A 26,335-nucleotide genomic window follows, 5' to 3' on the forward strand; every position below is an offset into this window, starting at 1 on the left:
AGGTCGGCCAGAACCTCGCGATACACAGGGATGCGGTTAAAGCCGGCGTTGGCGAGCTCGGCGAATTGCTCGGGTGTCATGGTGCGGTTTCCTGAAATCTGATCTGCATTGTGGACGGAAGCCTATGCTTCCATCTGGTGCTGTGGGCTCGACGGGCAGGCGCCAGTCAGCCTCCGGGCTTACTCAGCCGGTGCGCCATCGCCACCATCGTGTTGCGCGGGTTGTAAGGATGCCTCGCGCTGCAGTCAGATTCAGTCCCTGCACGGCAGGAATCTCCCGTAAAGACATGCTCAATGTAAGTTCCTTGTGAGATTACAAAAGCTCAGCCAGCGAATCAACAACCGCATCGGCACCCAGGGTATCCACAGCGGGCCCATAATTGTATCCGTAACGGACCGCCACGCAGGGAATGCCTGCTGCCAGGGCTGCATTGATGTCCGCTGCGGAGTCGCCCACCATCACCGTGGTTCCCCGGGTTCCTCCTAAAGCCTCCATGGCATGAAGCAGGGGCGCGGGATCGGGTTTCTTGACCGGGAGGGTGTCGCCACCCACGGTCAGATCAAACCAGTGGTCCAGTCCCATTTGCTCAAGCAATGGCGACACAAACTGTTCCGGTTTGTTGGTGACGATGCCCAGTCGGCAGCCCTGGTTCTTCAGATGTGTCAGGCAGGCTTCCACGCCATCGTAAACGACGGAGTGGCGTCCGTTGATAGTGCCATAGGCGTGATAGAAAATCGCCAGGGCATCCTTGAACAGGGCATCGTCTTTAGGCCGAACCGGTTCCCAATCTACCTGGCCGGCCAGCGCCCGGCGAACCAGCACGCTGGCGCCGTTGCCTACCCAGTTTCTCACCCGGTCAATGCCGGCCGGAGAGCGGCCAAGGTGTTCGAGCATCTGATCAACCGCGGCCGCAAGATCCGGCGCACTGTCCACCAGGGTGCCGTCGAGATCAAACAGGGCAACGCCTGGCCAGCGGCGATTGAACAAACCCGCCAGGCTCATTGGCTGATTACCCTGCGGGCCTGTTCCAGCTCTTCGCGCATGGCATCGATGGTGGTTTTGTAGTCATCGGTGTTGAAGATGGCAGACCCCGCCACGAAGGTGTCAGCACCGGCCTCGGCGATTTCCCGGATGTTGTCGGTTTTCACACCGCCGTCGATTTCCAGCCGGATGTTGTAGTTGCTGGCATCAATGCGCTTGCGGGCTTCCCGGAGTTTGTCGAGGGTGCCGGGAATGAACTTTTGCCCGCCAAAGCCGGGGTTCACCGACATCAGCAGCACCATGTCCAGCTTGTCCATGACATGATCCATGTAATGCAGCGGCGTAGCGGGGTTGAATACCAGGCCGGCCTGGCAGCCGCCGTCGCGAATCAGCTGCAGTGAACGGTCAATGTGGTTGGTCGCTTCCGGGTGGAAGGTAATGTAACTGGCTCCGGCGTCGATAAACATACGGATGAGGTCGTCGACCGGTGACACCATCAGGTGTACGTCAATCGGGGCGGTCACGCCATGCTTGCGCAGCGCCTCGCAGACCATGGGGCCAATGGTGAGGTTGGGCACATAGTGATTGTCCATTACATCGAAGTGCACGACATCGGCGCCGGCGGCCAGCACGTTGTCGACTTCCTCGCCAAGGCGGGCAAAATCGGCGGACAGGATGGATGGGGCAATCAGGTAAGGGTTCATGACGGCTCTCTCACAACAATGGATAATGGCGTGGTCAGCGGTCCCTGCCGCACATTCAAGGTGGCTGCTAGTCTAACAGCTCAGTCGCGTTTTTTCGCAGTCAAAGGATCAGTATCTGTGCAGAGATTCGAGATTTACCGGCCCGGCCTGCGGTTGGCTTTTGCCCTGGCGTTGATGTTCGGCCTGGTGTCGACAGCCTTCGCCCAGGAACAGGATGAGCCAGAGGATGGAGCCTCGGAGCAGGCGGCATCAGATTCGGGTCCCCTGAATCGGTCCCTGGTCTGGACGGGCGCGGGCGAGCGGTCCCTGAGTCAGCAATTTCCCGAGGCAGCTGTCTGGCTGGAGCTTGAGGAAGGCGATCGGGCACTGGGACTGCTTTATCCCGAAGCCAGGTCACCGGCCCGTGGTGCCGTGCTGGTTCTTTCCGACGAAGGCGAAACCGCCGCATCCGGAGTGGCCGGGCAGTTGGCAGCGGGGCTGGCGTCCCGGGGCTGGGCGGTACTGACTCTTGGTCTGGAGTCGCCCTCGCCGGTTCTTCAACAGATCCTCATGCGGCCCGTGGTTGAGCGTCCGGCAACTGAGGCGGATGCGGGTGACCCGGCGCCAACGGAATCCGTGATGATTGATGTTATGGCGTCGGAGAGTGCGGATGATCTTGAGGCGCGCTACCGAAACCGTATCAGTCAGGCGCTGGAAGCCGGGCTGGCGCTATTGGTCGAGCGAGGCTATGAAACGCCGGCTCTGCTGGGTATCGGGCGTGCCGGCATACATGTAACCAACCACTTGCTCGATGGTGCTGATGCGTCCGCGCTTGTCTGGGTAGCTCCACAATTCTATCCCGCAGATCGCCAGGAGCTGTCGGATCGGCTGGAGTCGCTCGACAAAGCGTTGTTGGAACTTCAGCCATCAGAGGCTGGGGGCAAAGAACCGGACTGGAGTGTGGGCAAAATGTTGCTCCGTGCCGGGGTGGAGGGCTTTGAGCGACAACCGGTCCCGTGGTTCAACCCGCCGTCCGAGGGTCTCGGCGATGCCGTGGCCAGCCGCGTTGCTGCCTGGCTTGAATCCCTGTAACGCCCTCACTGGCGGTTGGCATTGTGCCGCTTGATCAGTTCCCACGCCTGCTGGTAGTGCAGCAATCGTTCCTTGGCGAGGTTTTGCTCGCTGGCACTGACCTGCTGCTGGGCGAGCTTGTCCGGATGGCATTCGGATACCTTTTTCCGGTAGGCCCGTTTAATCACCTCCAGTGAATCACGCCGGGTGACACCCAACAGTTCGCAGGCCTGCTGGTAGCTGGTTGGCCTGGACAGGTTCTCGCTGTGGCGGGTCCAGACTTTGCTGGCGTAGCTCTCAAAGATGTCTTCGGTGACGCTTACCGGCAGCCCGATCTGATCAATCGCATCCTCGCAACGGTAGCGTCTGGGCTTGCCGGGCCGGCCGTTCAGCTGGCTGGCGTGGCACAGGCATATGGCGGTTTTAAGGAGCGGCGAGGGCCACAGGCGGCGGGAAAGACGCATGGTCAGGCCGCGGATAAAGGGAAGATCCCGGGCGGATTTGCCCTGCTGAAACCAGCCGATGGCCCGCTTGCGCTGGCGTCCCGAAAGCTTCATGGCCTTGATCAGGGATTCGGCAAAGCCGATATCGGCCTCGGTAACCCGCCCTTCTGCCTTGGCAATGTAGCCCAGGAAAAAGAACAGGGGGCGTCGGCACCAGCGGGGTAGATGGGCGCGCTCGATCAGCGCAGGAGCCTGATGGCCGCAGGCCGAGAGTTCCCGCATCAGGCTGGAGAACTCGGCTTCCATCCGGGCTGGCAATTCAGGTTGCTTGTCACTGCTTGCCATCGCGTTTCGATTCCCTGTTGCCCAGTTGCCAGTCCAGTGCCTTGAGGCGTTCCGGGGTGCCCACATCCACCCAATGTCCGGAATGATAGAGGCCCTTCACCCGCCTTTCACCCATGGCTTTGCGCAGCACCGGTCCCAGCTTGCCTGCCTGATCGTTCAGGCCCTCGAACAGGCACCGGTGCAGCAGGCTGATACCGGTGAAGGTGAGCATTTCTGTACCAGTTTCAGTCAGAAATCCCTCATCGGTCCGATGAAAGTCACCCTGAGGATGGTGTGGCGGGTTGTCGGTGACAACCAGAAGGGCGTCAGCGTCAGCAGGCGGTTCCAGTCGGGACAGATCGAAGTCGCTCCAGATGTCGCCATTGATTACCAGAAACCAGTCGGAGTCGCTTCCGGTTATCAGGGGCAGGGCCCGAACGATGCCGCCAGCGGTCTCCAGTGGCTCGCCTTCCCGGGAGTAGTGCAGCGAAAGCCCGAACTGCTCGCCATTGCCCAGAGTTTCTTCGATTTGGTCTCCCAGCCAGGCATGGTTAATGACGACGTCCCGGAACCCGGCACGGCGCAGGTGCTCCAGATGGTAGACAATCAGTGGCTTGCCTCCGGCGCAGAGCAGAGGTTTTGGTGTGGCGAGGGTCAGCGGCCGCATACGTTCGCCTTTGCCTGCCGCGAGAATCATGGCTTTCACGGGTGCCTGTGCTCCTGGTCAGGTGCCGGGCCAATGCTTGCCTCAATGCGTGGCATGACAATGTCCTGGAGCCATTCGTGGAAGTGCCGCAGGGCCGGCTGCCGACCGCTGGCAACGATCAGGTACTGTACCGTGCGGGGAATGTCATTGAGATAGCCGTGTTTGCCGTCGCGGATCGACAGCCGGGCGAAAATTCCAGCGGCTTTGAGGTGGCGCTGCATGCCCATCAGCTCAAACCACTGTCGGAAAGTTTCCGGGTCAGCCCGGTGCAGGCCTGCGTCCCGGCTGCTCTGGCGAAATACTTCCAGCCAGTCGCAGATGCGCTCCTCCGGCCAGCTGATATAGCAGTCCTTCAGCAGCGACACCACATCGTAGGTGACCGGCCCGGTGACGGCGTCCTGGAAATCGATGACACCGGGGCGCGGTGTGTTCGGGCGGACCAGCAGGTTGCGCGAGTGATAGTCCCGGTGAACCGTCACTTCCGGTTGCGCCATGGCGCTTTCACGCAATATGGAAAAGGTGGTTTCCAGCAGGGCCCTTTCGCTGTTCTCCAGTTTCATGCCCAGGTGCTGTTCCAGAAGCCAGTCCGGAAACAGTGCCATTTCCCGTTCAAGCAGTGTGGCATCGTAGGGTGGTAGCGGGTAATCCTCGGGAGAATCCTGGCCCGCAATGAGGGTGAGTTCCTCAAGAGCTCTGCGGTATAGAAGGTCTGCGGAATCGTCGTTCAGCCGGCCAAGCATCAGATGGTCGCCAAAATCCTCCAGCAGCAGGAAACCCTGGGTCAGATCGGCCTGCACGATTTCCGGCACAGAGATGCCCTGACGATGCCAGTGCCGGGCGATGGCCACGAACGGCTCGCAGTCTTCATGCTCCGGGGGCGCATCCATAACGATAAAGGGCACGGCACCGCTGGAAGCGGCTGCCTGATTCGCGTATTGCCAGACCCGAAAATAGCGGCGAAAGCTGGCATCGCCGGAAACCGGCTCGGCTTCGCAGAGTTCGAAACCGGGGAACTGTCTGACCCATGTGGTCAGCAACTGCAGGCGGGTATCCATAGCTCGGGTTGCGATCCTGAAAATAAGTTGTCGCTGAGAGCGAAAGTTAGCAGACGAGTATAAAGAGGGTAAATCGGTTTTGCAGCGGAGTTTCCGTTAACAACCCTGGAGGGCACGTGTAAACTAGGCGGCGGTTACTATTGCCCGTCCTCCAATTCACCCGGAACAGGATCCAGCCACTGTGCCATGTCCCGAACGCCCACTGCAATCGCCGGAAAGCCGGTGGCAGAGCCGGTCTGGCAGTGTGTTACTGGCTGCATTTTTTGGGTTGGGTGGTATGGCTGGTCACGCCCAGACAGCACCTTCAGCAGCGGAAATTGACTGGCGACCGAGGGCCGAGTTGCCAGCCGAAGTGCAGTCTTCGTTGCCTTTGTTCTGTGACGGTGGCTATTTGCCTTCCGGCGGTGACGACGGAGTTGGTAGTGCTTTTTCCGGCGGCGCTGATACCGAACAGCCGCTGGAGGCCAGCGGCCTCAATGCGCGGTATGAAATTGATCGGGAACTGTTTCTTCAGGGTGACGTCCGGATTCGTCAGGGCAGTTTCCGGGTAACCGGTTCCGAAGCCCGCTACAGCCAGCAGGAGGGAACGGTATCGGTGCAGGGGCCACTGGTCAGCCGGGGTGAGGGCTTCCTCCTGACCGGGCAGGATGCGAATTACGATGTGGGCTCAGGACGTCTGGACATCAATACCGCGACATTCTTGCTCCACGGCCCTGAGATGCGGGGCCGCGCTGGCAGCCTGTCGCGGGTCAGCGAGGAACAGGTGGTTATTGAAGACGGATTCCTGACCACCTGTGGCCCAAGCCAGAACGACTGGGGCATCGTTGCTTCGGATATCCAGCTGGATCGGGCCGAGGGTTTTGGCACAGCCAAACACGTTCGGCTGGAGATTCTGGATGTACCGGTATTTTACTGGCCCTGGGCCAGCTTCCCCATTGATGACCGCCGCAAATCCGGTTTTCTGTACCCCCAGTTCGGCTCTTCCAGTGCCGGCAGCGGCGGTTTTGTCGCCGTACCCTACTATTTCAATCTGGCACCGCATTACGATGCCACGCTGACGCCCCAGTACATTCATGGCCGTGGTCTGTTCAGCGAAGTGGAGGGGCGGTATCTCAGCTCGCTCGGAGAAACCACGCTGCAGCTGGGATATATCGACAAGGATTCGGAATTTCGGGAAGAGAATCCCGGTGAATCGGGAGAACGCTGGGCTCTGGACGCCACCACCCGGGCAGCGTTTGGACAAGGCTGGTCCGGTTACGGGGATTTTTCCGTGGTGAGCGACGAGGACTACCTCAGCGATCTGAATCGCAGCCTGGAGATCAATCAGGCCACCCATCTGCAGAGAAAGGGCGGGGTCACTTACCGAAGCGACAGGCAATACTTCGACGCCTATCTCAACGATTATCAGACCATCAGTGAACGCATCGCCGACGTAGACAAGCCCTATGCCCAGTTACCGGAAGTCATTTACGCGGGGCAGACGCGCGCCGGCGTTGCAGAAGCAAATCTGGAAAGCCAATACACCGTTTTTTATCGGGATAACGAGGCACTGACCGGTCTGGACCGGGCCAACGGCCAGCGTTTCCGCGCGCGTCCGGAGCTGGCGTTGCCGATGCGGGCGTTGTGGGGCTTCAGTCGGCCTTCGGTGAGCGTTGACTATACCCGCTACGATCTTGACGATTACGATCCCGGCGACGGTACCTTTGACCGGACTGTGCCGGTTGCCGAATGGGATAACGGGCTGTACTTCGACCGGCAGAGTAGCCTGTTTGATGTACCCTACAACCAGACCCTGGAGCCAAGGCTCTACTACGCCTGGGCCGATGCGGATGCCGATCAGAACGACATCCCTGACTTCGACACGGATCTCCAGAACTTCCGTTTTGACCAGCTGTTCCGCCCGGACCGTTTCACTGGCGGCGACCGGGTAGGTGATGCCAACCAGTTGACCGTAGCCCTGACCAGCCGGTTCAATGACCTGCTCACGGGCGCCGAGCGGGCGCGGTTCAGTCTCGGCCAGGTGCAGTATTTTGAAGATCGGGAGGTCACTTTGTTTGGCGAAGGTGCCGGTACCCGGAGCCGTTCTCCGCTGGCGGGTGAGGTGGTGCTCAATCCGCTTGATACCCTGGAGATCCGGTCCTCAGGCCTGTGGGACCCGGACACCGGTGATACCGAAGAAGGGCGGAGCCAGCTGACATTCCATTCCAGCGACTATCGGTACCTGGCAAGTCTGGGCCACACCTACAGCCGCGACGAACTGGAACAGTCGGACGTTGCCGCGGTTTTCCCGGTGACCGACCGTGTTAGTCTGATTGGCCGCTGGGTCTACGACTCGGATCTTGACCGGACTGTCGGATCCCTGGCCGGGCTTGAATACAATAACTGCTGCTGGAGTGTCCAGGTGGTGCACCAGAACTATCTGACTGACGATCGGGAGTTGGAGGGCCGGATACTGTTCCAGGTTCAACTGAAGGGCCTGGGTGGTAGCGGCGGTGCCTCATCCAGTATTTCCGAGGCCATTTACGGTTTTGATGAAAGGGAGCGTCGTCGTTTTGGAACTCCCTGATTGGTTCCGGGACTAAGGCCCCCAAAACGCAGAAAAGCTCAAATTCTATTTGCAGAGGTGATTATGAAGGCGACCCTTCGCCGTGGTGTACAAGCGTTACTGATTCTTCTTGCCGTTCTGGCACCCCTGTCTGTTCAGGCCGAGCGCAAGCTGCTCGACCAGGTGGTAGCTATTGTCGATGAGGACGTCATTCTGCAGACAGAGCTGGAGGCACGGATCAGCACAATCACTACGCGCCTCAGTGCACAAGGTACGGGTCTGCCTCCACGAAAGGTCCTGGAAGAACGGGTGCTGGATCAACTGATCACCGAGTCGATCCAGATGCAGATGGCCGACCGCGCAGGTATGCGCATCAGCGATAACGAGCTGAACGAAACCATGGCCAATATTGCCGAGCGTAATGGCATGACCCTGGCACAGTTTGAAGACCAGTTGGCGGCCGAAGGCGTGACCTACAACCAGGCGCGGGAGCAGATCCGCAAGGAAATGCTGACCAGCCGGGTGCAGCAGCGCCAGGTCGGCAATCGGGTCCGGGTAACGGATCGTGAGGTTGAGAACTATCTGGAAAGCCTGGAATCCAGGGGCGGTAACAACGCCGAATACCGGCTGGCGTATATTCTCGTCAGCGTTGACGATCCGTCCGACGAAGCAGAAGTGGATGCGGCCAGGGAAAAAGCCGAGCGTCTGCGTAATGAGATTGCCGATGGCCGCGACTTCCGTGAAGTGGCTGTCGCCGAGTCTGATGCCAGTAACGCCCTTGACGGCGGCGATATGGGCTGGCGGGCGGAGGGGCAGTTGCCCTCGCTGGTCGCCCCGGTCGTGCCGGAACTTCCGGTAGGCGAGCCGTCAGAAGTGCTGGAAAATAACAGTGGCTTTCACCTGGTGATGGTCATGGACAAGCGCGGTGGCGAAGAGCAACAGGTGATCGAGCAGCATCGGGTCCGCCATATTCTGGTGCGTCCGTCTGAAGCAACCACTGACAGCCAGGCTGAAACCGTGATTCGCGACCTTTACCAGCAGCTGCAGGACGGGGCCAGTTTCGATGCCCTGGCCAGGGAGCACTCGGACGACCCGGTGTCCGGTTCTGACGGTGGGAATCTGGGCTGGGTCAGCCCCGGCCAGATGGTGCCTGCATTTGAACAGGCCATGCAGGATGCTGACATCGGCGAGCTCCGTGGGCCGTTCCGCTCCCAGTTTGGCTGGCACATCCTCCAGGTTGAGGAACGCCGCCAGAAGGATATCAGTGGCGAGGTGCGGGAATCCGAGGCCCGGCAGGCAATCTACCGTCGCAAGTTCGAGACCGAGTTACAGAACTGGCTTCGGGAAATTCGTGATGAAGCCTTTATCGAGTTCAAGGGCGAGTATGCGAACGATGCACCCGCAGACGATGAGCCGGTTTCCTGATGAGTAACCCCCTGGTGCTGGCGCTGACGGCGGGCGAGCCCGCTGGCATTGGTCCCGAGCTGTGCCTGCAGCTGGCGCTTGAGGCCCGGACGGCGGGCGTTGTGGTGGTGGCCAGCCGACCGTTGCTGGAAGCCCGGGCACAGCAATTGGATCTGCCCGTTGTGCTGCATCCGTGGCAGCCAGGCGAGGCGCCACAGATGGAAGCGGGCCAGTTGTCCGTGTTGCATGTGGATGGCTGTGCCAGCCATGAGCCGGGCAGGCTGGAGACCGGCAGCAGTGCCTATGTTCTCAGAACGCTGGAAGTGGCCGCCAACGGCTGCCTGAGCGGTGATTTTGACGGCATGGTGACGGCCCCTGTCCACAAAGGGGTTATCAATGACGCCGGCATCGCGTTCAGTGGCCATACCGAATTCCTTCAGGAACTTTGCGGGGTTGAACGGGTGGTCATGATGCTTGCGACCGAAGAATTGCGAGTCGCGCTGGTAACCACCCACTTACCGCTCAGAGACGTTGCTGACGCCATTACTTCGACGCGTCTGACCCAGGTGGCCCGGATTCTTGATGCCGATCTGAAAAAGTTCTTCGGCATTGCCCGGCCCAGAATTCTGGTGGCGGGCCTGAATCCCCATGCCGGTGAAGGCGGACACCTGGGGCGGGAGGAAATCGACACCATTGAGCCGACCCTGGAAAAGCTCCGGGCAGAGGGAATGTCACTGACTGGTCCCCTGCCGGCCGATACCCTGTTCACGCCGCACTGGCTTGACCAGGCCGATGCAGTTCTGGCGATGTACCATGATCAGGGGTTGCCGGTACTGAAGTTCCAGGGCTTTGGGCGAGCCGTCAACATCACGCTGGGCCTGCCCATTGTCCGGACGTCAGTGGACCATGGCACGGCCCTGGATCTGGCCGGCACCGGCCGGGCCGATTCCGGCAGCCTGCATACGGCCCTGAAGGTGGGCGAGCAAATGGCTCGCTGTCGTAAATCCGCAATTGAAGAGACCTGTTCGTGAGTAACAAAGCCGGCCACCAGGCCAGAAAGCGGTTTGGCCAGAATTTCCTGCATGATCCAGGGGTCATTGAACAGATCATTCGCGCGATCAATCCCAAACCCGATGATGCCATCGTGGAAATCGGTCCCGGCCTGGGCGCGCTGACTGAAGAGATACTGGCCGTGAATCCGAGGCTCCAGGTTGTGGAGCTGGACCGGGATCTGATTCCGGTTCTGCGTACCAAATTCTTCAATTATCCCGAGTTCCGGATTCACGAGGCGGACGCGCTCAAGTTCGATTTCAGCCAGTTGATGGTTGATCGGCCCCTGAGGATTATCGGTAACCTGCCGTACAACATATCCACGCCCCTGATCTTTCATCTGCTGTCGCAGGCGGGCGTTGTTCAGGACATGCACTTCATGCTGCAAAAAGAGGTTGTGCAGCGGATGGCTGCGGTACCGGGTGACAACAATTACGGGCGCCTTGGTATCATGACCCAGTATTTCTGCAGGGTGCAGCCGCTGTTCGAGGTGGGTCCCGGCGCTTTCCGCCCGGCGCCGAAAGTGGATTCGGCCATTGTCCGGCTGGTACCGCACAAGACCTTGCCACACCCGGCAAGGGACCTGGCCACGCTTCAGTCTGTGGTACGCACGGCATTCAACGCACGTCGGAAAACCCTGCGCAAGGCGCTCGGCGGTATGGTGTCGGCGGAGCAGCTCCAGAACCTGGGGATCAATGATGGCCTGCGCCCGGAAAATCTGGACCTGGCGGATTACGTGGCCATTGCCGACTGGTTGGTGGAAGAGAAAGGTGGGGCGAACCCGGCAAACGAGGTAAGTGATGACTGACTACGCCATTGGCGATATTCAGGGCTGTTACGAGCGCCTGAGAGAGGTGCTGGACAAAGTGGCTTTCTCCCCCTCCCGTGACCGTTTGTGGGTAGCCGGCGACCTGATCAACCGTGGCCCGTCGTCATTGGCAACTCTGAGGTATATCGAGAGCCTGGGCGAGTCAGCCGTGGTGGTGCTCGGCAATCACGACCTGCATCTGCTGGCAGTGGCCCTGGGAGGCCACCAGACGCGTCGCAAAGACACCCTTTCCGATATTCTGGAAGCACCGGATCACGATCGGTTGGTGGCCTGGCTCCGGCAACAGAATCTGTGCGTTCACGATCCGGTCCGTAATCTGGTGATGACCCATGCCGGGTTGCCCCATATCTGGACGGTCAGCCAGGCCATGGCATGCGCACAGGAAGTGGAAACGGTGATCCGCGGTGATTCAGCGGCGGAATACTTCACCCATATGTATGGCAACCAGCCGGAGTGCTGGGACGAAACTCTGCAGGGGATGGACCGCTGGCGGGTCATTACCAACTATTTCACCCGCATGCGGTTTATTGCCGAGGATGGCACCCTGGAGCTGGCGGCCAAGGAAACCGTTGACAGCGCCCCGGAAGGCTTCGAGCCCTGGTTTCATTTCCCCCGCAACGACGATGTCCGCGTGGTGTTTGGCCACTGGGCAGCCCTGGAAGGAAAAACCGGCAGCGACCGGTTTATCGGCCTGGATACCGGGTGTGTCTGGGGTGGTGCCCTGACCATGATGAATCTGGATTCGGGAGAAAAGATCCACTGTGACTGCTGAGACCGTACAACTACCCGCGCATCGCACCCCGGGGTTCCCTCTGGTTGCGGGTGCCTTTCTGGCGCTTCTGGCCGTGATGGCGGGCGCCTTTGGCGCACACGGCCTGCGAAGCCTGGTCAGTGAGCGTGGTCTTGAAGTTTTCCAGACCGCCGTCACATATCAGATGTACCATTCCATAGCGTTGGTCCTGGTGGCATTGCTGGCTGGGCAGGGCCTGCCGCGAAAACTGCTGGGCTGGTCGGCAGGATTTTTCCTGGCTGGCATCCTGTTGTTCAGTGGCAGCCTTTACCTCCTTGTGCTGACAGACATCCGCTGGATTGGCCCGGTCACACCCCTTGGCGGGGTGTGTTTCATGGTTGGCTGGGCACTGTTAATAACCTCCGGCCTGCGCCGGAACACGTAATGAATACAGAGGTTCAAGACTCACGATGCAGGTTCAGGTGAATGGCGATGCAATGGAGCTGCCCAGTGGCGCGACCATTGCCACACTGATTGAAAAGATGGCTCTTGCGGGCAAGCGGCTGGCTGTTGAGGTTAACGAGGACATCGTGCCCCGAAGCCGACACCCGGAATTTACCCTGAGCGATGGCGACCGCGTAGAAGTCGTACACGCTATTGGCGGCGGCTGAATTACCCGGCCCGCCATTACCCCATGGATCACGACGGTTTCCATCCTCCGCATTCACGATACCCAGGAACACTATGACAGAGATATCCGAACTCCAGCTTCCAGAAGACAGGCCCCTCGACATTGCCGGACGTGTTTACAAGTCCAGGCTGCTGGTGGGTACCGGCAAATATCGCGACATGATGGAAACCGGCCACGCCATCGAATCCAGTGGTGCGGAGATCGTGACCGTTGCCGTGCGCCGTACCAATCTGGGACAGAATCCGGATGAGCCGAACCTGCTGGATGTGATCTCTCCGGAGCGTTATACCATTTTGCCTAACACTGCTGGTTGCTACACCGCCAAAGACGCCGTGCGCACCTGCAAGCTGGCCCGGGAGCTCCTTGATGGCCATGATCTGGTGAAGCTGGAAGTCCTGGGTGAGGAGAAAACCCTTTACCCGAACATGACCGAAACGCTCGTTGCCGCCGAGGAACTCATCAAGGATGGCTTCAAGGTGATGGTGTACTGCTCGGATGATCCGCTGCTGGCGAAGCGCCTGGAAGAGATGGGCTGTGTGGCCATTATGCCGCTCGGGGCGCCAATAGGGTCCGGCCTGGGTATCCAGAACCGGTACAACATCCGCCTGATTGTCGAGAACGCGAATGTGCCGGTGCTTGTGGATGCCGGTGTCGGCACGGCGTCAGACGCCACCATTGCCATGGAGCTGGGCTGCGACGGCGTATTGATGAATACCGCCATTGCCCAGGCCAAAGACCCGATCAAAATGGCCAACGCCATGCGTCTGGCGATTGAGGCAGGCCGTGAAGCCTACCTGGCGGGTCGGATGCCCAAGAAACTCTATGCCAGTGCATCCTCGCCCATTGATGGTACCTTTTTCTGAACAAAGCTGAACACGGGGCGGATGAACGCTTTCATCGGACCCCGTGTTCGAATATAACCGAGGGTAGGCAATAAACGACCGGCCCCGACAACGATAAATCAGAGCGCTGCTGTCCTGCCATGACTGATCAGAAACCCAGTCGCCGCGAGGCGATTCTCCACGCCCTTGTGGAGCTCCTTGAGACGGATCCGGGAGCCCGCATTACCACCGCTGGCCTCGCCAAATCCGTGGGCGTCACAGAGGCGGCGTTGTACCGCCATTTTCCCAGCAAGCGGAAAATGTTCGAGGCGCTTATCGAGTTCGCTGAGGAGGCCGTGTTCTCCCGCTGTCAGGTGATCTTGCAGGAGCAGGAGGACGTGCGGGTTCGACTCCAGCAACTGGTTCACCTGGTACTGGTGTTCGCGGAGCGTAACCCTGGCCTTTGCTGTGTGTTGACGGGCGACGCCCTGATGGGTGAAAACGATACCCTGCGCAAGCGTGCTTCCCAGTTCTTCGAGCGCCTGGAAACTCAGGTACGCCAGACCCTCAAGGAAGGTGAAATCCGCCAGGGCCTGCGGCCCAGAACCACGTCCGCCCGGGGCTCAGATTTTGTCCTGGTGTTCGTTGAAGGCCGTATTCAGCGGTTTATCCGCTCGTCGTTCTCGCGGTTGCCTTCTACTGACTTCGACGAGAGTTGGGGGTTGGTTGCTGAGGGTGTTTGGGGCTGAGTGAGGAGTTGGCCTCTTTAAACTCTGTAGCCTGAAAAGCCGGGGAGTCTGGCGCTGTTAGGCGGGGCTGTTACGGAACCGCTACGAGCACATCCATGTGCGCTTGGCGCCGGCCATCCATGGCCGGCGACATTCCGGGAAGACGGTTCTCATCCTCTGCCTGCCCCAAACCTAACAGGCTGGGGACAACATTCTGAAGGCAAGCAGTAAAGCAATCAGTCATACCCAGAGGCAGACCGGAGAATAGACCGAACAGGCTCCCAGACAGCCGGCGCCGAGATCAGAATATCGCGACCCCAGAGGTCGGCAGGGTAGCCCTCAGGTACTTCGCTGAAATGCCCCGCTGTGGCGCCAGCCTCCAGTGCGATCAGGCGGGCAGCGGCGAAGTCCCAGGGGCTGACGTTCTCGTAGTAGATATCCAGTCGGCCGCAGGCCACCCAGCAGATATCCAGAGCCGCTGACCCGATGCGGCGCAGGTCGCGGCACTGGTGAATCATGGCGTCCAGACGTTTTACCAACGGCTCGAGGTTGTCTTTGGTGTAGGGGAAGCCAGTTGCGAACAGAGAGTCCCTCGGAACCGTAGCGCCACTGTGTCGGATGGGACGGCCATTCAGGGTCGCGCCTTCTGAGCGGGTTGCCCGGAAAGTTTCGCTGGGAAAGGGCGCATGGACCACCCCCGCCTGAACACGACCGTTTTCAGCGTAGGCAATCGACACCGCCACCTGCGGATGGCCGTAGGCGTAGTTTACGGTGCCGTCGATGGGGTCCACGATCCAGAGGGGGGTGTCCAGCTCCTCGGCCTGGCTGAGGTCCGGCATGGTCTCTTCGGAGAGGATTCGGTGGCCGGGGAAACGTTTTCGGATGGCGCCGGTAATGAATTCGTCGGCCATCACATCGGCGTGAGTCACCAGTTCGGTCTGGTGTTTGTAGTCGGTGCGCAGGGCATTGCCGTCCCGCTCGCGGCGGATCAGTTCGCCAGCCTCGCGGGCCAGGTTTTCGGCAAAGTCGGTAATCTCGAGCAGAGAAACAGAATCAGACATGGCGCCCCCGTTGATATCCCGTAAGAGAGTGAGGGCGCCAGTCTAACACGGCAGAATCAGAGGCTGTTGAGCCACTGGTCCATCTTGTCCATGGCCTTGACCAGGCGTGGGCACGCCTGCTTGACAAACTCATCGCCCAAATCCTGATCGGCGTATTCGCCACCAGCAAGTTGCAGGGATTCGGCGCCATCGAAGTCGACAAAGGCCAGACGGGCGGCCAGGTGATCCGGAACGAAGCCGAAGTCGCTGGCGGGCAGGATAGCCACGCCGGTGTTTTCCAGCAGGGCCTGGCAGAAAGCCTGGCTGGTCTTGATGTCCTTCCTGGCCAGTTGCTCCCGGAACCCGGAGAAGTCCGGGAACAGGTAGAACGCCCCTTCCGGCTTCTGAACCACGGCGCCCATTTCACTCAATCGGCGATGCATGTACTCACCCACCACTTTCAGCACCCGGCGGGACTGTTTGAGGTATTCCTCTATGTCGTCACCGCCGTTGAATGCAGCGATGGCCGCGTGCTGGATCGGAGCGCTTGTGGCGGTGTAGGTTTCACTGGCGATGATCGCCATGGCGTCCTGCAGAGGCCGCAGTTCCCGGGGGAAGATGAACGTACCCAGGCGCCAGCCCCCGGCTCCGGCCCACTTGCTCAGGCCGGTGCTGATGATGGTGCCTTCCGGGTAATAGCGGGCGATGGATTTGTGCTTGCCCTCGAAATGCACCTCACCGTAGATCTCGTCCGACAGCAGAATCAGGCGGTATTTGCGTGCTACGTTGGCAATCGCCAGCAGCTGGTCGTCGGTGTAGGTGCAGCCGGTGGGGTTGGACGGATAGTTCAGGATCAGGATCCTGGGCCGCGACGGGTCATCGCGGCAGATGATATCCAGCTCCTCGGCGGTAAGCTGCCAGTTGTTCTCGGCGTGTGTTGGCAGCCAGTGCACGGAGCGGCCGATAATTCTTGCTTGTGGGGCGTAGGAAACCCAGCTTGGGCGCGGAATCAGCAGATCCCCGTAGTAGGCCAGCTGCAGCATGAACAACAATTCCTTGGAGCCCGGGCCGATCAGAACGTCCTCCCAGGTGCACCGCATGCGCTCGCTGCGGTTGATGTAGCCGGCAATGGCCTCGCGCAGGCCCTTGAGGCCTTTCACTGGCAGATAGTCCTTTTCGTGGGCGTGCTCCTTGAGCGCCTCCACCACGCGGTCAGGAACCGGGAATGGGGATTGCCCCAGACCGAGCTTGATAATGTCCTTGCCCTCGGATTTGAGCTGGTTGCTCAATTCGTTGATGCGAAGGGTGGCCGAGGGTTGAATGCCCCGAACGTTCAGGTTGATCGCGTAACGGTGGTCGTTTTGGATGTCCATTGTCCCTGTCTGTTGGTTGGAAATGACCCCGACAGTATAGAAAACCCAAACATATCTGTGATGCTGCAGCGGATAGGTGATTGCCGCAGTTGCGGATCAGACTTTGGTCTCGATCTAGCGGGATTTTATCCAGACTTCCACGCGACCATTGCGCGGGCTGCCGCTTCCGCCGACGGGCATATACTGGCCATAACCGGTGTAGGCAACGTTCGGAACATCCACTTCCTGAAGCGCCTTGCGAACCGACAGGGCCCGGAGCTCGGAGATCATCTGGGCCCGCAATTCGTGGCTCTGGGTGTCGGCAAATCCGATCAGTAACAGGTCGTCGGCGGATCGGCCCTGCTGAAGCAGGTACTGCTGAACCCGCTGCAGGTCCCTCCTGGCCTTGTTGTCGAGCTTCGTCCGGCCCTCGGAAAACCGGAAATTGACCGTCAAGCGCTGATAGTTGCCGGTCAGGCGGCGGAAACTTTCAGGGGTCGAGTCGTCAAACTCCGGCCTTACGGCGATAGGATTCTGGGAAATGAAACCGGATTCGGCCACCAGCGCCTGGCCGTCCTGGCCGAGTGCAAACTCGATCAGTCCGGCAGCCAGTGGCGGTATCTCGCTACCGGTTGTATACATGAACAGCCGTCGGGACAGCGGGTAGTCTTCGCTGGCCACCGTCAGCTGATTGGGCCGGAGCGCAGGTGCATTGCCTTCCGAGATGGCCAGCAGTTTACTGTCGCGTACAGAGGCCAGGCCTGAGAAGCCAATGCCTGAAGGATCCCGGCTGACATCATCGGACAACTGGTCGTTGGATTCGTAACGCTTTGCCTTGCCGTCCAGTTTGAATTGCTTTCCCAGAACCAGGGATTTAAAGGTATCCCAGGTCCCGGAGCGGTCGTCCCTCGCATAGAGGTTGATGGGCAGGTCTGGCCCACCCAGTTCTGACCAGTTCCGTACCTGGCCGGAGAATACCCGCCCCAGGGTTTCAATGCTCATCTGGCTGACCGGATTGGTGGGGTGCACCAGAATCGCCAGGCCGTCGATGGCGATAACATGCTCGCTATCCAGCGCCATCAGGTCTGCCCGGGCCCGCAACTGCTCTGCCTCTGCCGGTTTCACCGGACGGGATGACGCCCAGATAGTGGCCTGTCCGGCGGCCAGCGCCCTGAAGCCGGTACTTGAGCCGTGTGCCGCGACCAGTACCTCCGTTGCGCGTTCGTTCACGCGAGACCGCAAGACCTGCTCGTTTTCCACGCCGGTGCCACTGGAAACCACGCGTCCGTCACTGTGGCCTTCAAGGTAACCTGTCACCAACATCGGGGCCAGGGTTGCGCCCACGGTATTGGAACCGTGAATTTCGAGCTCATAGGCCTGGGCCTGGAACGCCAGAATGGCCGGCAGCAGTAGTCGCGACAATGTGATATTCGTCCGTGTGAATCTCGGCATTATAAGGAAAACCTTTATAAGACAGGTGGTTGAGATCCGTGAAGGATGCTTCAGTAATGTGACATTTATGTTTCAAACCGGGGGCCCGGCGATGACCCCGGAAGGAACTCGTGTAAAAAGTGTTAAGCAGGGCGCGGTGTGAAAGCCTTGGCTGGCCTATAGTGATGCGTCCGCGGTAACAAAAATAAACACAGCGGGGAGAGGCATATCCATGGATGCCATCACATCAGAATCGAGGCATGCCGTTGCGCGTTCCGCAGGAGCAATTCCCTTGGCCAAGGTGTTGCTGGTCGATGACCATGTCCTCTTTGCCCAGGGACTGGCAGGCCTTATCCAGCAGGAGGGGCTGGCGGAATCGGTTATTACCGCCAGAACAGTGGAGGTCGCCGCTGGCCTGTTGGCCCGGCAGGAGGGCTTTGAGCTGGTCCTGTTGGACATCGCCCTGCAAGGGGAGACAGGGCTGGCATTGTTGCCAAGACTGGCCAGTTACCGGGAATCACCCCCGGTCGTGATTATTTCCAGCAGCGAAGACGAGGCTACCGTGCGGGCGGCCCGGGCCGCGGGCGCCAGCGGGTTTCTGGCGAAGTCCGCCGGGCGGTCGGCGTTGGTGAGCATGGTCCGGGCCGTGACCCGTGGCAACGGCTATTTTCCGGGAGGGCTTGAGCCCATGGGGCCGGAACTGCCATTAACGCCCAGGCAGATGGATGTCCTTCTTCTCCTGGCTCAGGGCTTTCCCAACAAGCGCATCTGCCAGAGCCTGAACCTGACCGAGCACACCGTGAAAACCCATCTGAAGGCGATTTTCACCCAGTTGGGCGTTCACAACCGGACCGAGTGTGTGAATTATGCCCGGGCCCGGGGGTGGCTGTAGCCACTGCAGGCAGCTGTATCCAGAACGCCGAGCCCTGGCCGGGTTTTGTCTTTACACCGCACGTCCCGTTCATCAAGGCAACGAAGTCGCGAACGATCGTCAGGCCCAGTCCCAGTCCTGGGTAATCGGTTTGCCCCTTACCTCTGACGTAGGGCGAAAACAGGGCGCCCCCCAGTTCTGCTGACAGGCCCGATCCGTTATCCGAGACCTGCAAGCGCACGTGTTGATCCATGGTTGTTGCCGAAAGGCGAATGAGACTGCCCCCGCTGTGTTCCACAGCATTGAAGATCAGGTTCTGAAGCGCCCGTAACAGCAGGGTAGGATCAGCCAGAACCTGAAGCCCGGCGGATCGGTGGTCCATCAGCAACGCCATTTCCCGATGGCTCAGTGAATCGGCCAGTAAATCTCTCAGGTCCCGGAAAATCGGTGCCAGTGGCGTTGGCCGGATATCCGCCTGCACCATACCTTCATTCAACCTGGCACTGTCGAACACGGTGCCGAGCAGACGGCGAAGATGGCGGACCATGTCCTTTAGTTGGCCGGTTGCCGGGTGCCCGGCCACTCCATTGTGGGGTGTCGACAGGTTTTCCAGGGTTATGTCGATCACATTCAGTGGTTGGCGCAAATCATGGCTGGCGGCGGTGATCAGTTCGGTTTTCCGTCGGCTCTCGTCCCGGGCGGCCTGGTGCATCAGGTCCAGCAGCTGACGGTCCAGAAAGTGCGCACGATGGCGGTATTCGCTGGTCCATGCCCCCACCATGCCGATGATGTTTGCGGTCATCAGAAAGAACAGATTGTTCGTGATCGCGGCACCAGACATTCCGCTCCAAAGTTCCGTTAACAGATAGCTGGTCACCAGGGCGAGCGAGACCATGGAGGCACTGAAGAATGGCAGCCCCATGGCAAAGTAGCCGAACATCAGCATCAGGATCATGCCCTCGTAGGGCAACGGGAACGCAACCTGCCGGGCTGCACCGATAATGGCCACCACGCCGAGCCCACCCAGTAAATAGGCGAGAGTGTAGAGACGTTCAAACATCCTGTCAGAAGGGAAGGGGCGGTGTGCCAGCCAGACGACAAGGGCAATCAGGGGACAGATAATGGCCAGCCGGATGGTTACGGTGACACGGGCAAGGTCGGCGGGCAGGGTCAGCACGTCCATGGCTGCGTAGATCAGGAACAGAACCAGCCCTGCGACCGAAACCGGCCGGGCCCGTTGTCGGATCAGAGACGCCCGGGATCGCTGATACGCTACCTCAAGAGCGGGTGTAAAACGCAGGCTATGGAACCCGGTTGCCTGCTGCTGTCTGATCTGCTCGGAATTCATGACCGTGTCCGGAGTCGGGCAAGTCTCCGGATTGTAGCTGGCCCGGGCTTTCGCTTTCGCGAGCCCGAGCACATTCCGGTCAGCTGTTGTCGAGCAGTTTCAGGCGCGCCCAGGTCCGGTCCTGTTCTTCCTGGAAATGCTGCTCCAGTAAAGCCTCCCGCTGTTTCTCCAGATCGGCCTCAGCCAGTCCCGAGGAGCTTTCACGGTCCATGGCGTCCTGGAAGTCCTGAAAACGCTGGTCAAAATGCTCCCGCTGCTTCAGGTAACCCACCACACTATCGACACCGTCCTGATCCACGCCCAGCTCCGCAAGCTGGCGTCCCGCGGCGTCGGGAGAGGCAGCCGAGTTGATGGCAGCTGTACGGGCCTGTTGCTGCACAGTGCTGGCGTGAAGGTGCTGTTCGGTTTCCCTGAGTTCGGCCGGTAGCTGGTCCCGGTGCCACTGGAGCAACGCCTGCTTGCCCTGCTCACTCAGGTCGCTGCGTTGCTGAATGGCCAGTGTTGCCAGAGTGTATTCGCTGTAGGATTCTTCGAGCCCGAAGAAGGCCTTGTGCACATCGGAACTGAAGGTGTTCTGGCGCAGCTCTTTCAGCTGTGTCATCGCATCACCCAGCGCTGACAGTTGGTAGGCAGGGTCCCCCTCCCGGGAAGGGTCGAGGCGGGTTTGCATCACGCTCAATGACGCCTGCTTGTAGGCCAGGTACTGATCCAGCAATGCCAGTGCCTGGGCGGACGCAGGTTCCGGCAGATGCGTCCGGGCCATCGCGTGGATCTGGTGAATGGCCGTTTCTGGCGATACCTCACCCACGGTGCTCAGGAAATAGTCGAAGAAGTCCCGGACCTGAAGGTTGATAACCAACTCCCCGTTGGTGTCGGCTTTCAGTGCACCATCAATGTCGGTGCCTGACAGAGAGGCAGCAAAGGGCTCTGACCCGAGTGATTTTGGGGTGGTGGCGTTTGCAGGCTCAGGTTCAGCCGTCTCGGCGTGAAGCGCGACGCCGGCTTCGGACGGCGAGCTGGAGGATGTCTCTTCCCTGACGGAGTGCTCCGTAACTGGCGTCGGCGCTTCGACGGTTGTCCGTGGTTGCTGGATCAGGCCATACCAGACACCACTGCCGGCCAGAACGGCCGACAGGGCTCCGGGAAGCAGCCATCGACGCGGTTCGATGGATGTCCGTTTCATGGTCACCTCACAGCCCGCGGTTCTTCAGCCGATTGGCCTGGGCGCGGTAGAGCGTCACCGGGTTGGTCCACAGGGAGCGTGCGCCCAGGAGATGGTTGATGGCATCCACATGGTTCATGTCGTAGTGGGTGCCAATGACATTACCCATCATGGTCGAGCAGACGCCCACCAGGCCGTCGTTGGGTTCGCTGCCGAAGGCCAGTGAGGTAATGCCCAGGAACGGATCCGTAATGTCGAAGACATTGGTCCAGACACCGCGCCCGGTCCAGGAGAAGAACTTGATGCGGTTTCCGTTAATCCAGACATCCTCATTTGTGCCTGCGCAGGCATTCTGGTTGACGCCTTTCCAGCCCAGGGCGTTGTTCAGGCTGGTCGTGCCCGGTGTGGTCAGGGTCTCCAGCGCGGCCAGTCCGTCCTGAGGGTTGTCGGCGCCGGACAGGGCGTTGATCAGCCCGCCGAGGGCATTGGCGATAGCGTCTGCTCCGCCTTCCACAGAACTACCCGGAGGAATAATGCCGCGAATGACGTCTGCCACTTTGGAGCCTTTGTTAACGCCGTCGATGGAGGTAACAGAAGCAATCCGGTGGGGAATCAGTGCGGCGGTTACCCGTGAGGTGGGTGCGCCCTGGCTGTGGGCCATCAGGTTGACCTTGGAGTGGCCCAGGCTGTTGACATAGTTAGCCAGTTGCTGGCCCCTCTGCTCACTGCTGTTGACGAAGGAAACGCTGGCGGAATAGACCCGGGCGCCACTGCGTTCGAGGTTCCAGGGAATGGTGTGGAAGTAGTTTACAAGGCCGCCAATGGTGTTGAACCCCGTCACACCATGAACCAGCACAATCGGGTGGCGGGTCTGGGTATAGCTGGCGTGACTGAGGAATGGGGCAGACAGCAAGGCCAGCCCCAGCATGACTGCTGTGGTAAATCGAATACGCATGTTTGACTCCTGTTGTTTTTGTTGACGGCTGAATCGGGCAGCCGACGGTCGTCGATGCGCTGTCGATTATTGGTCCGAAAGATGTGATCAGGAATCGCCCAAATGGGTGAGGACAGGAAGGCTGCGTATTCAGGAAAACCGGTGGGGTTCCAGTTCCATATGCTGGATGCGCTGGCCAAGCATGATAATCCGGCCGGTATAGCGCTCTTCGCCAGTGGAGGTGAAGTCAAACAGGAACCGACGCCACACCCGGATGCGCCCCTGATCGTCACGCCTGAACCAGAGCCCGCGCAGGAATACGGCGTCGTCCAGCAGCATTACATCCATGCTTTTGCAGTAACGGTGCGCCGCCTGAAGCACGAAGTCCTTGATGGCTTTGGCGCGCCACCAGTACCAGACAGCGAATCCGGCTACAAACAGCCAGAACAGGGTTCCAAGGGTCACGGTTCAGCGATCTTCCACGGTTGGTCAGAGGGTTGATCGCCAGCCTACCTTATTGCGTCGGCTCGGGGAATCGTTGCCGCTTGTCTGGCGCCGTTGCCGGCAACAGTCGGTCACACAGCATTTGCAGGAAATGACTGGTCAGCAATTGGGCCTGATCCACGTTATTGCCCAGGTGTTCCGACTCCTCCCGGGCATTCTCGCTGCTCTGGACGGACCGGTTGCCCAGCTCCAGCAGGCGTTCTGCCTGGCGTTCCACCTGAACACTCAGTGCGGCTTGCTGCTCGGTAGCGCCGGCCACCTCATGGGCGCAGGAGGTAATAACATCGACGTCCCTGAGAGTCGCCTCCAACGTTTCGCTGGCATCGCTGGCGATGCCGGCCGTTTGCTGACAGCAGTCTGTACCCTTGTTGATTACCTCAACCACCTCCCGGGTTTCAGTCTGGAGGGCGGCAATCATTTCATCAATCTTGCGGGTTGATTCGTGGGTCCTCTGGGCCAGGCCCCGCACCTCATCGGCAACCACGGCGAATCCGCGGCCTGACTCTCCGGCGCGGGCAGCTTCGATGGCGGCATTCAGAGCCAGCAGGTTGGTCTGTTCCGCGATATCCGAGATCACATCCAGGACCATCCCGATGGCGTCACTTTTTTCGGACAGCGCCCGCATGCGGTCATTGGCCACGGATAGCTGTTCTTTTAGCTGTGACAATGACTGATTCATGGACGTCATCTGGCCACGACACTGGCCGGCTGAGTGGCGCGCATCGTCTGTTGCCTCGTGGGTTCGGGCGGTCAGTTCACTGACCCGTCGGACGCTTTCGGCCAGTTCCTCGAAGGCCCGGGTGATATCCTGGATGTCGTCCTGCTGGCTTCGGATGCTGTCCACCGAATTTGAAACCCATTCGACGGTGCGTTGCTTACGGCCGTGGAGCTTGCCGATATTGGCATGCATGCGGGCAGACACTGCCCGCAGGACGGCGTCCCGTTTCTGGCGATCAAACTCGATCCAGGCACCCTCATCGCGACGCCCGGTATACACCCAGGGCAGGGCCGGATGGGCCTCGCAGCAGGCCGCTTTGGCGCTGCGCATCATGGGAAGGGTCAGCCAGACCAGCACCGCGAACACGGCCAGCAGCAGTCCTTGCAGCATCAATAGATGGGGCAGGGTCAGCTCGGACAGGCCGAACCAGAGAAGCGCGAACGCCAGCAGTCCATAAAGGCAGCCGAGTTTCAGAGGCAGCGGCGGGCTTATTGCCAGGTATCGGCGTGGCACTTTGCCCTGTTTCCAGGCTGCATACAGCTTCTCAGCCCGGGCAACCTGATCTGGGCGGGGACGGGTGCGAACCGACTGGAACTCAACAATCTCGCCGTCTTTGCGTATTGGGGTGACGAAGGCGTCCACCCAGTAATGATCGCCATTCTTACAGCGGTTCTTCACGATACCGCGCCAGGAATCGCCGGATTTAATGGTTTGCCAGAGATTCTCGAAAGCTCCCGGTGGCATGTCCGGATGCCGGATCAGGTTGTGGGGCTGGCCGACCAGTTCGTCAATCGTATAGCCAGCGACTTCGGCAAACTCTTCATTGGCGGCGGTGATCTTGCCTCGCAGGTCGGTGGTGGTGATCAGGTGGTAATGGTCCGGGTAGCCCCGTTCTTTTTGGCTGACGGGTTCGTTGATTCGCATGAAGTATCCTTGCCTCGGCAGTGGTGCTTGTCACATTGTTTAACTATCGGCTGCCTTGGCGTTGTTCGATATCCGGTTATTGCAATAATTGAACACTTCTTCAATTTTTCTTGTGCTTTCGTCGTAGCTTCCGTGTTTTTGCAATATGTGGCTAGGTTGGCGACAGATACTCCTTATGCTGGTGTCTGGAACTGGTCAGACCAGGGTCAGGGACTGCGGAAAAGGAGTGAGCAGTGCATGCAGGCTTTACAACAACAAGATTTCAGGGCCTTGGTGGACAATCATCCCAGGGCGATCATGCTGGCGACGACCGAACCGAGGATTGCCTACGTTAACCAGATGTTCCGTTCTGTGACTGGCTACAGCACCAATGAAGTGCTGGGGCAAACACCCTCTTTGCTCAGCTCCGGATTGCACTCTTCCGAGTTTTACAAAGCCATGTGGGAGAGCCTCGAGCAACAGGGACGCTGGGAGGGCTTGATATGGAACCGGCGCAAAAGTGGCGAGACCTACCCGCAGTGGCTGTCAATCTATCCCGTTGAACACGAGGGTAGACGGTTCTATGCCGGGGTTTTCATGGATGTCAGCGACGTTGCCGCCAGCGATGAGCAACTGGCTTCACTTGCTTATTATGATCCGCTTACTGAACTCCCCAATCGCTCCCTGTTCCAGGAATTTCTCAAAGCCCGGGTGTCTGAGTGCGAGCGGGAAAAGCGCCGCTTTGCCGTGCTCTATGTGGATCTTGATTTCTTCAAGTCTGTCAACGATCTGCACGGCCATGAATGCGGAGACCGGGTCCTGCAACAGGCCGCCCTTTGTATCCAGAGTGTTCTGAAACGGGGTGATGTGGTTGCGAGGCTTTCTGGTGACGAGTTCGCCGCCATTATCGAGCCGCAGGCCGATGATCATCTGGACAGTGTCTGCCAGCGCATGACGCAGGTTTTCCGGGCCCCGATCGTTGTGGACCATCGGGAGTACTTCCTGTCGGCTTCGGTTGGAGCCGCCGTGTACCCGGATCATGGAAAAAACGGAGGCGAGCTGCTGCAGAACGCCGACCGTGCGATGTATACGGCAAAGCTGGCCGGACGCGCGTGCTATCGTGTCTACAGCGCTGTTGACACGGCTCAGGGTCGACACGAGCAGCGCCTGTCGGAAGCATTGATTGCGTCACTCAAAACCGCGCCGGAGGAGTTCAGCGTGGTGTACCAGCCGCAGTACCAGCTGGCCACGGGGAGAATTTCAGGGCTCGAGGCACTTCTGCGTTGGGACCACCCTGATTTCGGGCCCGTTTCGCCCTCCGAATTCGTGCCCATTGCAGAACAGCGTGGCCATATCCACGAACTGACTGAGCATCTGGTGCGCTGTATTCTGAGGGATCTGCCGGACTCAGGTAACGGCTGCTTGCCGCGGGGGCTTTGTCTGGCCATCAATATCTCGGCGCGCCAGATTACCGATTCCCGTCTTGAAGCCTTGCTCAGCCCCCTCTTCGAGCGTATCCGGATGATTGGTTGGTCGCCCGAGATAGAGATCACCGAAACTCACCTGATGAATCTGTCCCGGCAGTGTTTGCAACGGCTGCAAGAGCTTAATGGGCAGGGGGTGGTCGTCGCGATTGATGACTTCGGAACCGGGTATTCCTCGCTGGCATACCTGCACACGTTGCCGGTCCAGGTGCTCAAGATCGACCGCCAGTTTATCTGGCGACTGGGAGAGGAGTCCCGTGATTCGCGAATCGTTTCTGCGATTCTGGGGATTGCCGAAGCGCTCGGCATGGAAGTGGTGGCAGAGGGCATCGAAAACGAAGATCAGTACAGACAACTCAGCGAGCTAAAGTGTCACCGGGGGCAGGGATACCTGATGGCCAGGCCTGCCCCCTGGCAGGCATTGAAGGGGGTATTGATTGATCGACGTCAATTCTAGGTCGAACAAGCTCTCAATTCGCAGCGTTTTGCAATATTTGACTAGGGTAAATGCCGGGCTTGACCTAAAA

Annotated in this window: 25 protein-coding genes; 12 read left to right on the forward strand and 13 right to left on the reverse strand. The window is 59.6% G+C overall.

Annotated features, from left to right (window positions below):
* Positions 1 to 312: 312 nt before the first annotated feature.
* The gene (locus ACESMK_RS12340) at positions 313 to 1,002 is read right to left on the reverse strand and encodes a phosphoglycolate phosphatase (RefSeq protein WP_372998967.1); all 690 of its coding nucleotides are present in this window, start codon (positions 1,000 to 1,002) and stop codon (positions 313 to 315) included.
* On the reverse strand, positions 999 to 1,685 hold the full coding sequence (gene rpe, locus ACESMK_RS12345) for a ribulose-phosphate 3-epimerase (RefSeq protein WP_372998970.1): 687 nt from the start codon (positions 1,683 to 1,685) through the stop codon (positions 999 to 1,001). The genes ACESMK_RS12340 and rpe overlap by 4 nt, the downstream gene beginning before the upstream one ends.
* A gap of 117 nt (positions 1,686 to 1,802) precedes the next feature.
* Between rpe and ACESMK_RS12350 the strand changes: the two genes are divergently transcribed.
* Complete coding sequence (locus ACESMK_RS12350; RefSeq protein WP_372998973.1) at positions 1,803 to 2,756, forward strand: DUF3530 family protein; 954 nt, start codon at positions 1,803 to 1,805, stop codon at positions 2,754 to 2,756.
* A 5-nt stretch (positions 2,757 to 2,761) separates the two neighbouring features.
* Here ACESMK_RS12350 and ACESMK_RS12355 read toward each other — a convergent pair whose 3' ends face one another.
* From ACESMK_RS12355 to ACESMK_RS12365, 3 genes are read right to left on the reverse strand one after another with little or no spacing between them, the layout of a single operon-like run.
* On the reverse strand, positions 2,762 to 3,523 hold the full coding sequence (locus ACESMK_RS12355; RefSeq protein WP_372998976.1) for a DnaJ domain-containing protein: 762 nt from the start codon (positions 3,521 to 3,523) through the stop codon (positions 2,762 to 2,764).
* The gene (gene murU / locus ACESMK_RS12360) at positions 3,510 to 4,208 is read right to left on the reverse strand and encodes an N-acetylmuramate alpha-1-phosphate uridylyltransferase MurU (RefSeq protein ID WP_372998979.1); all 699 of its coding nucleotides are present in this window, start codon (positions 4,206 to 4,208) and stop codon (positions 3,510 to 3,512) included. The genes ACESMK_RS12355 and murU overlap by 14 nt, the downstream gene beginning before the upstream one ends.
* A complete protein-coding gene (locus ACESMK_RS12365) occupies positions 4,205 to 5,263 on the reverse strand; it encodes an aminoglycoside phosphotransferase family protein (protein WP_372998982.1) in 1,059 nt (352 codons plus the stop codon). The genes murU and ACESMK_RS12365 overlap by 4 nt, the downstream gene beginning before the upstream one ends.
* 277 nt (positions 5,264 to 5,540) lie before the next feature.
* Between ACESMK_RS12365 and ACESMK_RS12370 the strand changes: the two genes are divergently transcribed.
* The 9 genes from ACESMK_RS12370 (at position 5,541) to slmA (ending at position 14,082) form a co-directional block, all read left to right on the forward strand.
* Positions 5,541 to 7,829: an LPS-assembly protein LptD gene (locus tag ACESMK_RS12370; RefSeq protein ID WP_372998985.1), complete on the forward strand. Its 2,289-nt coding sequence runs from the start codon at positions 5,541 to 5,543 to the stop codon at positions 7,827 to 7,829.
* A gap of 63 nt (positions 7,830 to 7,892) precedes the next feature.
* Entirely contained in the window at positions 7,893 to 9,233 is a 1,341-nt protein-coding gene (locus ACESMK_RS12375) for a peptidylprolyl isomerase (RefSeq protein WP_372998988.1), read from the forward strand.
* Positions 9,233 to 10,243, forward strand: coding sequence for a 4-hydroxythreonine-4-phosphate dehydrogenase PdxA (gene pdxA / locus ACESMK_RS12380; RefSeq protein WP_372998992.1), 1,011 nt, complete (start codon positions 9,233 to 9,235; stop codon positions 10,241 to 10,243). The genes ACESMK_RS12375 and pdxA overlap by 1 nt, the downstream gene beginning before the upstream one ends.
* Positions 10,240 to 11,070, forward strand: a complete 831-nt coding sequence (rsmA, locus tag ACESMK_RS12385; protein WP_372998995.1) for a 16S rRNA (adenine(1518)-N(6)/adenine(1519)-N(6))-dimethyltransferase RsmA — start codon at positions 10,240 to 10,242, stop codon at positions 11,068 to 11,070. The genes pdxA and rsmA overlap by 4 nt, the downstream gene beginning before the upstream one ends.
* Positions 11,063 to 11,863 (forward strand): symmetrical bis(5'-nucleosyl)-tetraphosphatase, encoded by an 801-nt coding sequence (locus tag ACESMK_RS12390; RefSeq protein ID WP_372998999.1) that lies wholly within the window; start codon positions 11,063 to 11,065, stop codon positions 11,861 to 11,863. Before rsmA ends, ACESMK_RS12390 begins: the two co-directional genes overlap by 8 nt.
* 76 nt (positions 11,864 to 11,939) lie before the next feature.
* On the forward strand, positions 11,940 to 12,266 hold the full coding sequence (locus tag ACESMK_RS12395; protein ID WP_372999422.1) for a DUF423 domain-containing protein: 327 nt from the start codon (positions 11,940 to 11,942) through the stop codon (positions 12,264 to 12,266).
* Positions 12,267 to 12,291: 25 nt separating this feature from the next.
* Positions 12,292 to 12,492 carry a sulfur carrier protein ThiS gene (thiS, locus tag ACESMK_RS12400; RefSeq protein WP_372999002.1) on the forward strand — a complete coding sequence of 67 codons (201 nt, stop codon included), beginning with the start codon at positions 12,292 to 12,294 and terminating at the stop codon, positions 12,490 to 12,492.
* A 73-nt stretch (positions 12,493 to 12,565) separates the two neighbouring features.
* On the forward strand, positions 12,566 to 13,375 hold the full coding sequence (locus ACESMK_RS12405; RefSeq protein ID WP_372999005.1) for a thiazole synthase: 810 nt from the start codon (positions 12,566 to 12,568) through the stop codon (positions 13,373 to 13,375).
* Positions 13,376 to 13,494: 119 nt separating this feature from the next.
* Positions 13,495 to 14,082: a nucleoid occlusion factor SlmA gene (gene slmA / locus ACESMK_RS12410; RefSeq protein ID WP_372999008.1), complete on the forward strand. Its 588-nt coding sequence runs from the start codon at positions 13,495 to 13,497 to the stop codon at positions 14,080 to 14,082.
* Between the two features lie 215 nt (positions 14,083 to 14,297).
* On the opposite strand, the gene ACESMK_RS12415 is transcribed toward slmA, so the two are convergent.
* From ACESMK_RS12415 to ACESMK_RS12425, 3 genes are all read right to left on the reverse strand, one after another.
* Positions 14,298 to 15,122 carry an inositol monophosphatase family protein gene (locus ACESMK_RS12415; protein WP_372999011.1) on the reverse strand — a complete coding sequence of 275 codons (825 nt, stop codon included), beginning with the start codon at positions 15,120 to 15,122 and terminating at the stop codon, positions 14,298 to 14,300.
* 56 nt (positions 15,123 to 15,178) lie between these two features.
* The gene (locus tag ACESMK_RS12420) at positions 15,179 to 16,474 is read right to left on the reverse strand and encodes a pyridoxal phosphate-dependent aminotransferase (RefSeq protein ID WP_372999013.1); all 1,296 of its coding nucleotides are present in this window, start codon (positions 16,472 to 16,474) and stop codon (positions 15,179 to 15,181) included.
* A 114-nt stretch (positions 16,475 to 16,588) separates the two neighbouring features.
* Entirely contained in the window at positions 16,589 to 17,905 is a 1,317-nt protein-coding gene (locus tag ACESMK_RS12425; protein ID WP_372999016.1) for a substrate-binding domain-containing protein, read from the reverse strand.
* A 280-nt stretch (positions 17,906 to 18,185) separates the two neighbouring features.
* Here ACESMK_RS12425 and ACESMK_RS12430 point away from each other — a divergent pair, with 280 nt between their 5' ends.
* Positions 18,186 to 18,776 carry a response regulator transcription factor gene (locus tag ACESMK_RS12430; RefSeq protein WP_372999425.1) on the forward strand — a complete coding sequence of 197 codons (591 nt, stop codon included), beginning with the start codon at positions 18,186 to 18,188 and terminating at the stop codon, positions 18,774 to 18,776.
* Here ACESMK_RS12430 and ACESMK_RS12435 read toward each other — a convergent pair.
* The 5 genes from ACESMK_RS12435 to ACESMK_RS12455 form a co-directional block, all read right to left on the reverse strand.
* The gene (locus ACESMK_RS12435) at positions 18,709 to 20,103 is read right to left on the reverse strand and encodes a sensor histidine kinase (protein WP_372999019.1); all 1,395 of its coding nucleotides are present in this window, start codon (positions 20,101 to 20,103) and stop codon (positions 18,709 to 18,711) included. The two genes, ACESMK_RS12430 and ACESMK_RS12435, sit on opposite strands and share 68 nt — an antisense overlap.
* A gap of 79 nt (positions 20,104 to 20,182) precedes the next feature.
* On the reverse strand, positions 20,183 to 21,286 hold the full coding sequence (locus tag ACESMK_RS12440; protein WP_372999022.1) for a lipase secretion chaperone: 1,104 nt from the start codon (positions 21,284 to 21,286) through the stop codon (positions 20,183 to 20,185).
* Between the two features lie 7 nt (positions 21,287 to 21,293).
* A complete protein-coding gene (locus ACESMK_RS12445) occupies positions 21,294 to 22,220 on the reverse strand; it encodes an esterase/lipase family protein (protein WP_372999024.1) in 927 nt (308 codons plus the stop codon).
* A gap of 129 nt (positions 22,221 to 22,349) precedes the next feature.
* Entirely contained in the window at positions 22,350 to 22,664 is a 315-nt protein-coding gene (locus ACESMK_RS12450) for a DUF3301 domain-containing protein (protein ID WP_372999027.1), read from the reverse strand.
* Between the two features lie 49 nt (positions 22,665 to 22,713).
* On the reverse strand, positions 22,714 to 24,345 hold the full coding sequence (locus tag ACESMK_RS12455; RefSeq protein WP_372999030.1) for a methyl-accepting chemotaxis protein: 1,632 nt from the start codon (positions 24,343 to 24,345) through the stop codon (positions 22,714 to 22,716).
* A gap of 237 nt (positions 24,346 to 24,582) precedes the next feature.
* Between ACESMK_RS12455 and ACESMK_RS12460 the strand changes: the two genes are divergently transcribed.
* Entirely contained in the window at positions 24,583 to 26,265 is a 1,683-nt protein-coding gene (locus ACESMK_RS12460) for a putative bifunctional diguanylate cyclase/phosphodiesterase (protein ID WP_372999033.1), read from the forward strand.
* The last annotated feature ends 70 nt before the right edge of the window (positions 26,266 to 26,335 follow it).

Source organism: Marinobacter sp. (assembly GCF_041687235.1).
GTDB lineage: Bacteria > Pseudomonadota > Gammaproteobacteria > Pseudomonadales > Oleiphilaceae > Marinobacter.